Source organism: Planobacterium oryzisoli (assembly GCF_015354315.1).
Lineage (GTDB): Bacteria > Bacteroidota > Bacteroidia > Flavobacteriales > Weeksellaceae > Planobacterium_A > Planobacterium_A oryzisoli.
On the sequence record NZ_JADKYY010000002.1, the window covers coordinates 232,799 to 245,599 of the forward strand.

9 protein-coding genes are annotated in these 12,801 nt (G+C 40.1%); 5 read left to right on the forward strand and 4 right to left on the reverse strand.

What is annotated here, in order from left to right:
- Nucleotides 1-57: 57 nt before the first annotated feature.
- Nucleotides 58-831 (reverse strand): UbiA prenyltransferase family protein, encoded by a 774-nt coding sequence (locus IC612_RS02650; RefSeq protein WP_194738622.1) that lies wholly within the window; start codon nucleotides 829-831, stop codon nucleotides 58-60.
- A 39-nt stretch (nucleotides 832-870) separates the two neighbouring features.
- On the opposite strand from IC612_RS02650, the gene IC612_RS02655 reads away from it, so the two are divergent.
- Genes IC612_RS02655 through IC612_RS02665 form a run of 3 tightly spaced genes read left to right on the forward strand, consistent with a single transcriptional unit; the run spans nucleotide 871 to nucleotide 7,668 of the window.
- Nucleotides 871-6,669: an alpha-2-macroglobulin family protein gene (locus tag IC612_RS02655; protein ID WP_194738623.1), complete on the forward strand. Its 5,799-nt coding sequence runs from the start codon at nucleotides 871-873 to the stop codon at nucleotides 6,667-6,669.
- Between the two features lie 3 nt (nucleotides 6,670-6,672).
- Entirely contained in the window at nucleotides 6,673-7,254 is a 582-nt protein-coding gene (locus IC612_RS02660; protein WP_194738624.1) for a hypothetical protein, read from the forward strand.
- Between the two features lie 12 nt (nucleotides 7,255-7,266).
- Nucleotides 7,267-7,668 (forward strand): hypothetical protein, encoded by a 402-nt coding sequence (locus IC612_RS02665; protein ID WP_194738625.1) that lies wholly within the window; start codon nucleotides 7,267-7,269, stop codon nucleotides 7,666-7,668.
- Here the strand turns inward: IC612_RS02665 and IC612_RS02670 are convergent.
- Both IC612_RS02670 and IC612_RS02675 read right to left on the reverse strand, forming a co-directional pair.
- Nucleotides 7,658-8,662, reverse strand: coding sequence for a glycosyltransferase (locus IC612_RS02670; protein WP_194738626.1), 1,005 nt, complete (start codon nucleotides 8,660-8,662; stop codon nucleotides 7,658-7,660). The two genes, IC612_RS02665 and IC612_RS02670, sit on opposite strands and share 11 nt — an antisense overlap.
- A 16-nt stretch (nucleotides 8,663-8,678) precedes the next feature.
- On the reverse strand, nucleotides 8,679-9,836 hold the full coding sequence (locus IC612_RS02675; RefSeq protein ID WP_194738627.1) for a THUMP domain-containing class I SAM-dependent RNA methyltransferase: 1,158 nt from the start codon (nucleotides 9,834-9,836) through the stop codon (nucleotides 8,679-8,681).
- Between the two features lie 76 nt (nucleotides 9,837-9,912).
- Here IC612_RS02675 and IC612_RS02680 point away from each other — a divergent pair, with 76 nt between their 5' ends.
- Together IC612_RS02680 and IC612_RS02685 are read left to right on the forward strand one after the other, a co-directional pair.
- Entirely contained in the window at nucleotides 9,913-10,638 is a 726-nt protein-coding gene (locus IC612_RS02680; protein WP_194738628.1) for a class I SAM-dependent methyltransferase, read from the forward strand.
- Between the two features lie 2 nt (nucleotides 10,639-10,640).
- Nucleotides 10,641-11,330, forward strand: a complete 690-nt coding sequence (locus tag IC612_RS02685) for a ZIP family metal transporter (protein WP_194738629.1) — start codon at nucleotides 10,641-10,643, stop codon at nucleotides 11,328-11,330.
- A 58-nt stretch (nucleotides 11,331-11,388) separates the two neighbouring features.
- Here the strand turns inward: IC612_RS02685 and IC612_RS02690 are convergent, their stop codons facing one another.
- Complete coding sequence (locus IC612_RS02690) at nucleotides 11,389-12,786, reverse strand: OmpP1/FadL family transporter (RefSeq protein WP_194738630.1); 1,398 nt, start codon at nucleotides 12,784-12,786, stop codon at nucleotides 11,389-11,391.
- Between the last annotated feature and the right edge of the window lie 15 nt (nucleotides 12,787-12,801).

Here is a 12,801-nt window from a genome sequence, read left to right on the forward strand (position 1 = left end):
AGCGAAGTTAGCGAGTTTTTTATTCAAGCACAATTTCTAATACAATTGCGTTCAACTTTAGGGGACTATCCAATATATAAAAGCTGGGAATCCCACTGAGAGTTCCAATGCAAGTGTAAATGCAGGGTGCTTGTGCAACCAGGTACTACAAGCCGTTAAAAACAAAATCAACAGTATGGTCAAGCCCATTGCGAGATGAAACTCTTTTTTCATATCTCCAAAGAGGTGAAAAAGGCTAATTGCAAGAAAGCAATAAATAAGTATTTGTGTATTTCTTATTCCAAGTGTATTGGCAAATGTGGAAACCTGGTCCCTATTTTGGTCTCTAATATCGCTTAACAGTACAAGAGCGCTTATGAGTAGAAAAACCAGTACGAATACTCTGTATAAAAATGTTTGTGGAAGCATCCAGCTAATTACTAGCGCCCACACTAACCCCACATAAAGTGCTTTGATAAAGGGTATAGAGCGGATTTTTATGGGCGAGATTTTCCAGTTGTATAATATTCCAAGTATAGTTATCGCTGCAAATTTGTAAACTAGTTCCCAACCCTGTATGACAAACGCAAGAAAACCGCATACTACAAATGCAGTAGCATAGAAAATAAAGGTTTGCGAAAAGACAACCGCTGGCCCCGCAGTACGAGTAAAGACGTACCCTAGAAAGATCATGATAAATCCAAGAACAAGTGCCAAAGGGTTTTGATTATGTGTTACATCAAGTACAACACCCGAGAAGAATGTACCCATCAGAGCTACTAGGAAGGGGATACGTATCTGTTGGCTTACAGATTGCAAGGATTTCATAATACAAAAATACACTTTTCCCATGTTTTTTTATTTATCTTTAACTCTCTCATTAACTTACATATGAATTATAAGATCATCCTTTCCTTCGTTTTGTTTCTAATTCTGGGGTGTACTGTTAAAGCCCAAACCAATTTTGACTTAGAATGGAAAAAAATTGAGGCTATGGCAAAAGCGGGTCAGTATAAATCTACCCTTCCTCTAATTCAAAAACTGCAACAAAAGGCGCTAGTAGAAAAGAATCACTTTCAGTTGGTTAAATCGCTACGTTACGAATATCAGATTGGTAACTACACTAAGGATGACAGTGAGAACCGCTTTGCAACGGATTTTTATTTAAAGCTGGACACGCTAAATAATCAGATGTCTCCGCATATTAAGCCTTTGATTCGAGTCCTGCAAATCGAATATTTAATGGATTATTATCAGAATAACCGTTGGCGTATTTCAGGCAGAACCAGTACAGAGCAAACAGGCGATTTAGAAACGTGGTCCAAACTTCAGTTCAAGAACCAGATTAGCAATTTATTTGCGCAGATAAATTCGGCTTCTGTATCTCTTGATCAAATGAAACTTGGTCCTCTTGCAGAAGTTTTGGAGAATAGTGAGTATCTTAAATTTCATCCTACACTGCTTGAATGGAAGAATTTGAAAGAAGTGGAATTTCTTTCCCAAAGTGCGTTTTTTACCCCTTTGGAATTAAAGAAAAACAAAGAGACAATTTTGAATCTTTTCGATACAATGATCGCAAAACACTCAGGCAATACCAAGCTCTATTATCTCCATAAAAAGTTGCTTTTTGAATGTCCGCATCAACAGTGTGAGGATTTGGAAGGGAAATTATTAAATCTGATATCTTGGGACCCACAGCAGGACTACCAAATAATGCTCATACAGGATTTGGCGCAGAGCTACAGTGAAAACAATAAGAAACAGCAGGCACTAGATTTAATTAAGAAAGCCCAGCAAACGTATAATACCTCACCCTTTCTAAGAAATTTGAAGAATATCGAAAATCAAATCTTGCAGGAAGTTTTAGTGCTTAAATTTCAAGGTCATAATTTGCCCAATGAACCCATTCACACGGTTGCAGAATATAAGAATACTCGTGCCTTTTCGATACGGATATACACGGTTCAAGATATAAATGCTTTCATGGCATATCTTCCAAGCCGGTGGGACAAAGAAAGTTTTAAAAAGATCGCAAAGAATCGCATTCATACGCTGAATTACTCATTGCCTCCCACGCCTGATTTTCAAATGCATAAAACATCCATTGAGTTGCCTGGTTTAAAGTCAGGTGTGTATGTTGGAGAATATTTAGTGAAAGACACGGTGGTAGAAAAGTTTTACTTTACAGTGGGTAGTTCCGGGCTAGTCTACGAAGACATTCCTACGCGCGATGGGGCGCTGAAATACCGTCTGGTGGATAGAAGAATGGGTGCGCCATTAGTGAACACGGAACTAAGTATTAAAGAGTATCTTCGGGGAAAACCCGGCGAGCAGACCAATGTAGTTACGGATGCAAATGGAGTATTTATAATGCCCGAGCCAGTAGACACTAATTATTACCGTCAGTTTTTACTTCATGTACCAAGGGAAGGAGAGTATGTTCTATTTAACCGATACGGCCGTGATACGTACGAGAACTATACTCCTAAGGTACACCATCACGTTCAGGTATTTACTGACCGTGCTATCTATAGACCGGGACAGACGCTTTATTTTAAAGTTATTGCAACTACAACAGATCCCACGAAGGCAAACCACAAAGTTATTCCAGGCAAAGCACTTCGAATTGTTCTTAAGGATGCAAACGGACAAGAAATACAACGACAAAATATCATAACTAATATTCATGGTTCCGAAAGTGGCAATTTTATTATTCCTGCGGGAAGATTAAATGGTTCCTTCTGTCTTGAAATCGAGAATGCGGAAAAATCGGTAGATGGTGATTTTTTTTCTGCATACAAATGTGTGCAGGTGGAAGAATATAAAAGACCCACTTTCGAAATTACGCTTGACCCTGTAAAAGGCGATTACAGCTACGGCCAGGAAATAATGGTGAGCGGTACAGCCAAGACTTATTCAGGGGTGGGTATGAGTAATCAAAAAATAACGTACGAAATAAAAAAGCGTAATATACGGTACCTCTATTTTCCGTGGTATCCTAGAAACAACGATTCCGAAAATGTTATCATTGGCGAGGTCCAAACCGATGGAGAAGGGCGTTTCCAAATTCCTGTAACTTTGCAAGAGGACAACGAATTAGACGGAATTCAGATTGACAATTATCAGATTACGGTATCCATTTCGGACCTTGGGGGAGAATTTCAAAGTAAGTCGCAAGACTTTAAAGTCTCATCGATAACCCACTATATCGAGGCCAAGACACAGCCTACGTATTTCAATGATGAAAATGTTACTATTCCGGTTGCATTAAAAAATTACAGCGGGGAATTGCTTAAAAAATCATATTCAGTCCGACTTGAAAAGTTAAAAGGTAGAGATCGATTATACCGTAAGACTTTCTTAAATGAAGCACAGGACCAGCCTTTGAAAAGTAGAGAGGAATTTATTTCTGTATTTCCTTTTGATCCCTACCATAAAAATGACCTTAAGAACGAAAAAAAGGCAGAAAGTATTGTTATGGGACCAATTGTCAAGGCTTCAGATAGTCTATCCCTTGGTTCTTTGACTGAAGGATCGTACCGCTTAATTATCTATAATATAGAAGAGAGTGACACCATAAAAATAGAAAGGGAATTCGAGGTATTTTCTAAAAATGGACTGGCACCAAACCAAAAACCACTACTACGTGTGATGGCTCCAGAGACTGTAGATGCTGGTAAAGATGTAGATATTTATATCTATTCTGCACTCAACGGTGTCAGAGTTCATACAATACTACAGTCAAGCGCTGGAGAACGGCATCGTAAGGAACTAAAAATCATTAACGGAGTAGGGAAATTGACTGTTCCTAGCTCTCTTACTGCCAAGGAAGGAACTCTGGATTTGCAGGTGCAATTACTTGCTTTGAATAGTTATGAAAATTATCAAAATACGGTACGTATAGTATCTCATGAAAAACTATTGGTTTTGGAAACACTTGTGTTTAGAGATAAATTGGAGCCCGGGAAAAAAGAAAAATGGGCACTGAAATTGAAGGAGGCCACTCAGGACATTTCAAAGTATGAATTCTTAGTATCCATGTACGACCGTGCCTTAGATCAGTTTGCAACAAACTCCTGGCAGTGGTCGCTTCCTGGATTTGCGACGCCTACAATTGCCAGGTACCATATGGACGAAAATTTAGAGCAGCGCTATTACAGTAAACGGTATGAGTATGTGAATCCTTACGAGATAACTGGGCCTGGGTTTAGCTGGACTGGTCGTTTAGGTCTTGAATCTTTAAATTACGCAGCGCCACCTCCAGTAGCCACACAAATGGTGATAAGAGGGCAAGCGGCGCGAGAGAAAGAATCCAAAGCCCAGATAGAGGAAAGTGTTGTTGCAGACTCCACAGAAGTAAGTCCGTCCAATACAACCCCTACTTTAAGAGAAAATTTATCAGAAACTGCATTCTTTTACCCTCACCTTACAGCCACCAAGGACGGAATAGTTCATTTGGAATTTACAGCTCCAGAGGCTCTTACGCAGTGGCGGATGCAGGCTCTAGCGCATGGAACTAATGGTGAGTCTGCGCTTTTGGATAAAACAGTAGTCACACAAAAAGAGATATCGGTTAGCCCTAATTACCCGCGGTTTTTAAGGGAAGGAGACACTATAGAATTCACTGCCCGAATTTCAAGGCTTAACTCAGAGGTAAATAAGGGTTCTGTTGCACTTACCGTCACTGATGCCCTTACGGGAGAAAACCTAAGTCAACACCTTACAACCGAGAAATCTATTAAATCGTTTGACTTCCAAGGACAGGCACAGACGGCCGTACGTTGGAAATTGAACGTACCTCAGGGAATCAGTGCAATGATTTTCAAAGTGGTAGCAACAGCGGGGAAATTTTCTGACGGAGAGCAGAAATCGCTTCCAATCCTTCCAAATACAATACTTGTAACGGATAGTAAAGCAATTCATGCAAGAGAGGGAAAAGAAGTGGATGTTCAGTTACCTTCACTAACTAACCTACCCCTAGGTGCTAGAACCTATTCTGCAGTTTTGGAAATTATCACCAATCCGTTATGGGATATAATGCTTGCACTACCTTCCCTAAAATCTGAACCCCAACTTTCTTCAGACAATCTGTTCAATAAATGGTTTGCAGATGTGATTGGAGTAGAAATGGTTAAACGTAATCCTCAGTTTAAGCAATTCTATGAACAAAAACTAATTGAAGGAGGGCTAGAATCCAATCTAAATAAGAATTCGGAACTTAAACAGGTGCTCATGGATGAAACACCATGGGTTTTAGAAAGTAAAGATGAGGATTTCCAAATGCAGCAAATTGCTAGGTACTTTGATTCCAATACCATACGAATGGATTTGCGCACTAATTGGAGCACCTTTGCTGAAAGACAGAATCCCGACGGAGGATTTAGTTGGTATCCAGGCTATCCGAGTTCGTTTGGGGTATCACTGTATATATTAAAACAACTTGGAAGGCTTTCGCAGTGGATGGATGGCTCTCTGATAGATTATGCCCCTGAGAACAGTACTTTGGAGAAGAATTTGGTGGATTTTGTAGACCGTTACTTACAAAACCATTTTGGGGACACGACTTTGGATAAACCCAACAACTACGTACTCGAATATTTAGATGCACGAAGTAGGTGGGAGAAAAAGTATCCCCTAAAAGGTAGAGGGCTAGAATGGAAAAAGATCCTGTTAGCGCAGGCAGATTCGCTTAAGCTAACTGATTTTACATTTTACGGACTTCATAGAACAGCATTGCTACTTCAAATTTATGGCAAAAAAGAGGTTGCTCTAAAGCTAGCAACGTATCTAAAGGAGACCTCAGTAGAGAGTGAAGAGGTAGGTACTTATTGGAAAAACAATGCGCCCGGCTGGGGATATTACAATGCACAGATAGATAACCATGCCGGAGCAATGGAGGCGATAAATACTATCACGCCTGAGGATGCAAATTTTATAGAGGGACTGAAAGTGCATTTAGCAACACACAAACGCAGTAATTCTTGGCCGACCTCACGCTCGAGTGCGGAGGTAATTTATCTCATGCTAAGTACTGGAGTGTCGTGGCTTGCTCCCAATGCCCAATCTGCTGAAGTGGTGTGGGGCTCTAGGCAATTAACACAGCAGGAGCTCGAATCAGGTTACTTTAAAGAAATTGTACAGGATACTGAGCAGCTTAGAAATGCGGGTTGGGTATCAGTAAAGAAGTCAGGACCTGGAGTGGTGCTAGGTGGTATTCATCACTTGTACTATCAAAATGCCGATCAAGTACTCAGTAGTAGTTCTGGACTTTCGGTTGAAAAGCAGTATTATACGAAGGTTTCCACTTCAAGTGGGTCCAGATTAGATCCAATTTCTGCTAACAGTGTTTTGCAAAGAGGAGATAAGGTTACCGTCAGACTCGTACTTAATGCAGATAGGGATTTTGAGTATCTGCATCTAAAAGACCTGCGCCCGGCAGGTTTAGAGCCAGTTGATGTTATATCGGGATTTAGTTATAAGGATGGATTTGGATACTACCAAAGCACCAAGGATGCAAGTAGTAATTTTTTCATTCAGTACCTCCCTAAGGGACGTTATGTTCTAGAGTACGATTTGACCGCCTTTGCGGCAGGTGATTTTAGTACTGGACCAGCTACTATTCAAAGTTTTTATTCACCGGAGATGAACGCTAGATCCCACGGGCAGCGTGTATCTATTGATACACCCTAGAATATGAAAAGAAAAATTTACAGTGTCATTTTATTTCTTGCTTTGTGCGGTTTTTTCTTTGCTCAAAAAGCTAGTGATGCTGGTGCCTTTTGGTCCTCTTTAAATCAACAGTGCGGTAAAGCATTTGAGGGTAAAGTAACCAATGACAGTGCACAGAGTAGCGATTTCCTTGAAAAACGGCTGACAATGTCGGTCTTTGAATGCTCGGCAAATACAGTGAAAGTAGGTTTCTTTGTAGGTGAAGATGCATCCCGCACATGGGTCTTTACCCGAGCCAAGTCTTCTGGAAATCTTACTTTGAAGCACGACCACCGAAAAAAGGATGGATCACCTGACGAAATTACAAAGTATGGAGGGACAAGTTCCAATAAAGGTACTGAGAACATCCAGTTTTTTCCTGCAGACTCTTTTACGGCGGGTTTAGTGCCTGCAGCTGCGCAAAATGTATGGTGGATTCAATTGGACGAGTATAAATTCGTATATAACCTTAACCGAATTGGGACTGATAGAAAATTCTCCGTGTCCTTTAATTTGAAACATCCGGTTCACGAGCCTCGTACACCGTGGGGCTGGATTAAAAAATAAATGTAAATAATAATGCGACTGATTATTGCTATTATTGCGGGTCTAATCACAGGCTCACTAACCATTTGGGCAGTGCAGAGTTTAGGGCATCTTTTCTATCCCATGCCGGCCGATGTAGATCCTAACGACCTAGATGAACTTGCAACCTACGTACAAACAGCGCCTTTTATGGCTCTGTTTTTTGTAGTGCTCTCTTATGGGTCCGGCGCATTTGTCAGTGGGTTTACAGCAGCTTATATTGCCCGTGGTAGGGCATTGCTGGCTGTTAGCATTTGCATGATTCTGTTTCTAGTACAGTCTCTATTTATGATGAGTTCACTTCCAACTCCTATATGGTTTTGGGTTTTAGGTATATTATCCTGGGGACTGGCCCTTCTGGGAATGCATTTTAATCAAAAAAGACTTAATGGTTGAAGTGCTTTGGAAAAGCGTCTTTGGGCTGCATTCTTAAGATATTTAATTTTACCCAGGATTCCAAAAATCCCCATCCGTAAGAGAACATCTGAATATAGGTTGCGATCACGGCCAGGGACGCAATACTTAAGTTTTTTAAAGTAATAAGTGCGTGAAGGAACACTAAAAGGGTGTAGATACCGTAAAGGTTCAAAAGAAAGGTATTTCCAGACGAAAAATAGGTGATAAAGCCAATGATATACCCTAAAAGAAAAAAAGTAGGAAAAGCGAATGTAGCTTTTATGTACTTTGGATGGCGCATATTTAGTATGGGACGTGCAACTCCGAATTCATAAACCTGCTTACTGAATTTGCCAAAGTCAGTTCTTCTTTTGTGGTATACCCCTATGTTGTCAAAGAAGCAGGTTTGGTATCCTTGCTCCCAAAGTTTCATTGTTAAATCAGGATCCTCACCAATACGCATCTCAGAAAAGCCACCTACACGAGTAAAAGCTTCTTTTTTTACCCCCATATTAAAACTTCGGGGTTGAAACTTTCCTACGCTTTTTTTTCTTCCTCTAATGCCTCCTGTAGTAAAAAGAGAGGTCATTGAATATGAAATTGCCTTTTGCATTAGATTAAAGCCCTTATGCGCCTTATCGGAACCCCCGAAAGCATCACAATCGTGGGTCCGAATATTTGCTTTTATTTGCGTGATATAGTTCTTAGGAGCTATGCAGTCACTATCTAAAAACACCAGCCACGTTCCCAATGCCTTCTTAGCACCAAAGTTTCTAGAAAGACCTGGACCCGAATTTTCTTTGCGGTGAAAGTCAATTTTAAGTCTGTCACTAAACAATTCCACTATAGGAAGTAGTGCCACCTGGGACCCGTCGTCTACAATGATGACTTCAAAATCCTTATCGTCTTGAAAAGCTAAGGAATTGAGTAGCTCAAAGAGTTCATCCCTTCTATTGTAAATTGCAACTATTATGGAAATGGAGACAGGGACCATAGAAATACAGGAAGGTTTAAGATTGGTTTTTGGCTTTTTTTGAGCCCTCGTACATCTCGTACTGTAAAAAACGCGTTTCGAGTTTTCCGTTAAATAGTTTTATTTTCCGCGATGGTCTAAGGCCTACTTTTTTTGCAGCTTCTAAATCAGAGGTGATCATCCAGGCAAGCGTATTCGGGTAGCCTGCTTTAAAAGTGTCACCGATGTTTTTGTAGAAATCATCCTGCTGTATTTCTATCCTTTCATCGTAGGGTGGATTAAACACAATTAATAATGGAAAGAGCTCCTTCTTAGTAGTGAAAAAGTTTTGTTGTCTAACTTCAATGATATCTTCCAGTTCCGCTGCTTCAATATTCGTCCTTGATGCTGAAATCATGGCGCTGTCCTGGTCGTATCCAATAATTTTTCCTGTAAACTCTTTGATTTTATTAATGCGCGTTTCTTTGATTTTAAACCATAACTGTGCATCGTAGTTTTGCCAGTTCTGAAATCCAAATTCTTGACGGAAAAGCTGCGCAGGAAGATCTTGCGCTATCATAGCCGCTTCGATTAAAAGGGTGCCGCTTCCGCACATGGGGTCTAGGAAATTTCCTTTGCCTTCCCATCCAGCAATTTGTAGCATTCCAGAGGCAAGTACTTCGTTAAGGGGAGCTTCTCCTTGAACTTTACGATATCCTCTCTTAAACAAAGGTGCTCCCGAGGAATCCATAGAGATGGTGATATATTCCCGATCGATATGTAAATGAAAACGGATAGAAGGATCCTTGGGATTTACGTCTGGACGTCGGTTGTATTTTTGACGGAAATAGTCCACAATAGCATCTTTCATTTTTAGTGTCATAAACTGCGAATGTGTAAACCTTTCGGAATGTACAGTAGCGTCAATGGCAAAGCTTTGCGAAATATGAAGATATTTATCCCATTCGAACCTATTGAGATTGCGATAAAACTGCTGTTCGTCGAGCGCCCTGAATTCAAATATTGGCACCAGTATTTTTACCGCAGTCCTTGCGCTGTAATTAATCTTATAAAGAAAGCCTAAATCTCCCCGGCAATTGACTGCCCTGTTCTTTATCTCAACGTCCTGTCCTCCTAGTTTTTTCAATTCCTCGGCGAGAATATGCTCTAAACCGTAAAAGGTCTTGACCTGAATAGGTAGATTGTCAATGTCCATGCTTGTTTTTTTTTAGAATATTCCCTCAAGTGTCCTTTGTAGGTGGGATTGTGGCAAATTTAGTTATTTTTGCACAATGGAGTGGTTTAAAACCTGGTTCAATACCAAGTACTATCATATATTATACAATAATAGGGACCATGATGAAGCTCGTTCCTTTATAGTTCATTTACTAGGGGAGTTGTCGCTAGCGAAGGGGAGTCGTGTCATTGACCTTGCCTGCGGAAAAGGAAGGCACTCACTGTTTTTAAATAGTTTGGGTTATGATGTGCTTGGACTGGATCTCTCTGAGCGTTGTATAGAGCACAACAAGCAGTTTGAGAATGAGGCGCTTCATTTCGCGGTGCACGACATGCGTGATCCAATTGACGGACCTTCTGCTGATGCAGTTGTGAATCTTTTCACAAGCTTTGGCTACTTTGATAACCCTAGTGATGATGAAAAGGTGTTCGAAAGTGTATATTCCATTTTAAAAACCGGAGGTCTTTTCGTGTTGGATTTCCTTAATGCCCCATTCGTACAAAGTAGGCTTACGCCCACCGAAGTGGTCAATAGAGAAGGAATAGATTTTTTAATAGATAAGTCGATCCAAAATGGAACAGTCATTAAAAGGATTCGATTTGAAGTGGAGGGAAACCAACATGAATATTTTGAAAAAGTAAAGCTTCATACCTTGGATGAAATACTTGTGCTGGGGCATTCTCAAGGTTTCACTTCTATAAGAAAATTCGGGGACTATTATCTTAATTCGTACGACGCTCAGAATTCTCCGCGCTGCATTGTAGTATTTCAAAAACAATAATAATGGTAGTTTTACTTTTGGTGTTAAGTGTTGTAGTAGGCGTGCTACTTGGGCGTTTTTTTGGAAAAGAACAAAGATGGGCAAAATTCCTATTAATCTTAAGTGCAGGATTCCTGATCGCTGTATGTTTGAATGAGATATTTCCTGCTATTTATAACGCAAAAGTTCATAACATTGGGCTTTGGGTAATCGCAGGAGTTTTACTCCAGATGTTCTTGGAGAATTTAACTAAAGGATTTGAACATGGTCATATGCACCATCATTCCGAAAAAGCGATTCTGCCGATAGCGCTCATTTTGGGCCTTTTTATTCATGCATTTATTGAAGGAATACCATTAGCTAACGAAAAGGATTTAGATTCTGCATACTTGCAGGGTATTCTATTTCATAATGTTCCAATTTCCTTTGTGTTAGGTGCTTTTTTATTCAAAAACAAGAAGTTCACTTCCTACTCTTGGGCCGTTGTAATAGTATTTTCTTTAGCATCACCGTTAGGAATGCTTTTGGGGACATACCTTGATCCCAAAACATATATTTATTTTCTGGCATTGGTGGGGGGAATATTTTTGCACATTTCTTCTGTTATTATCTTTGAGAGTAATAAAAATCACAATATTGATTGGCTGAAGATTTCTTTGGTTATTGCAGGAGTCCTGCTAGCAATGGTAGGTCATATGTTTCATAACCATTAATAAACAAATCGACTTCACCAATACGATGAAGTCGATTTGTTTATGTTAAGAGAATACTTTAGAATTTCCAACCAAAGGTTAGACTTACTAAACTTCTTTTATTTTCTACATCAGACACCACTGAGGCGTCATTATCAAAATATGCTGAAGGGGAATAATATTCCGTTCCTGCTGTCGAAGATCCAGCAAGGAATGGACTTTTATATGTTGAATTAATCATATTATATGCAGCATCAAGATAGAAGGAGCGGAAATCATATCCAATTCCCAGTCCAATGTTTTCTCTTTCACCCGCATATAGATTTGAAAGAGTTTGTGCAGTTACAGAACCGCTAGGTTGATTGACCTGCAGGGAAATATCCTCAAATGGACTTGTGGTCATGGAATATCCTCCTCGAAGTCGGACTTGGTTCATACGGTATTCCATACCCACTTTCACTTCAGAGAAATTCTGATAGTTTGCATCAAGAAAAGTGTTGATCTCTTCCTGAGCTGCTACATCCATCTTTGAAAATTCTGGTTTGGATAGACCCACTGCATAATCCACATTAAGTGCGAAATTCTTTGTGGGCACATAGGCAGCACTAAGGGTCGCCTTCATAGGTGTTTTATAACCTCTATCCTCTCCATACAATCCATCGTCCGCACTATCGTAACCGTAGAATTCGTAGGATCTTTCTATGCTCCACCACGTGGGGGTCTCCAATGATGCACCCAGGCGGATTTGGTTGTTTAGTTTGCCGATAACTCCAACCGATGCTGAAAATCCAGAGGCATCCTCATGGTAGGGGGTATATTGCTTATTAAAAACCTCTACATCTCCAGAATTTTCAAATTTCATAGCGGCCGAATCGTATTGGCTAAGTGTCGCACCGTGAAGATTAATACCAGCACCTAAATAGAATCGATTGTCGTAATTACCACCAACAGCCAATGCCATCTTAGTAACATCACCTAATCTGTTATATGCATGTCCGTTGTATAATAAACGATCGGAATCTGGAAGATTAAAAGCAATGCTATTATTTCCAGGGCTCTCAGAATAGTCTTCTATACTAGAACGTACTACCGAGAAACCTAGATTTACAAATTTCCACGGTGAATTAGAGCGCGTACCAAACACGGCAATGCCTCCTACATGACCTAGATCGGTATCATTTATTTTGTAATCGTAGGATTGATTATTCAACATCGTTATATTTTCGCTTCCTGAAATAACTAATGTCCCTGAAACATCTCCTGCGATTGCTACACCTACGCCTGCTGGATTGGAAGCTATAACAGAAACATCTCCGCCAAGAGCTCCCATAGAGCCTGCCATAGCATTATATTTTGCAGAGCCTCCCAACACGGGATTTTGGTATACTTCTATAGAGTTGCGTAATACGGAAGCATCTTGCGCCTGTACGTAGTAGGTTGCTGCAACCGATAAGATAAGAATTGATTTTTTAAGCATTTAATTATAAAGTTA

Bases quoted from the DNA above. Each gene is read 5' to 3' on its own strand.
- IC612_RS02650 (WP_194738622.1), bottom strand. From the start codon at position 831: ATGGGAAAAGTGTATTTTTGTATTATGAAATCCTTGCAATCTGTAAGC.
- IC612_RS02655 (WP_194738623.1), top strand. From the start codon at position 871: ATGAATTATAAGATCATCCTTTCCTTCGTTTTGTTTCTAATTCTGGGG.
- IC612_RS02660 (WP_194738624.1), top strand. From the start codon at position 6,673: ATGAAAAGAAAAATTTACAGTGTCATTTTATTTCTTGCTTTGTGCGGT.
- IC612_RS02665 (WP_194738625.1), top strand. From the start codon at position 7,267: ATGCGACTGATTATTGCTATTATTGCGGGTCTAATCACAGGCTCACTA.
- IC612_RS02670 (WP_194738626.1), bottom strand. From the start codon at position 8,662: ATGGTCCCTGTCTCCATTTCCATAATAGTTGCAATTTACAATAGAAGG.
- IC612_RS02675 (WP_194738627.1), bottom strand. From the start codon at position 9,836: ATGGACATTGACAATCTACCTATTCAGGTCAAGACCTTTTACGGTTTA.
- IC612_RS02680 (WP_194738628.1), top strand. From the start codon at position 9,913: ATGGAGTGGTTTAAAACCTGGTTCAATACCAAGTACTATCATATATTA.
- IC612_RS02685 (WP_194738629.1), top strand. From the start codon at position 10,641: ATGGTAGTTTTACTTTTGGTGTTAAGTGTTGTAGTAGGCGTGCTACTT.
- IC612_RS02690 (WP_194738630.1), bottom strand. From the start codon at position 12,786: ATGCTTAAAAAATCAATTCTTATCTTATCGGTTGCAGCAACCTACTAC.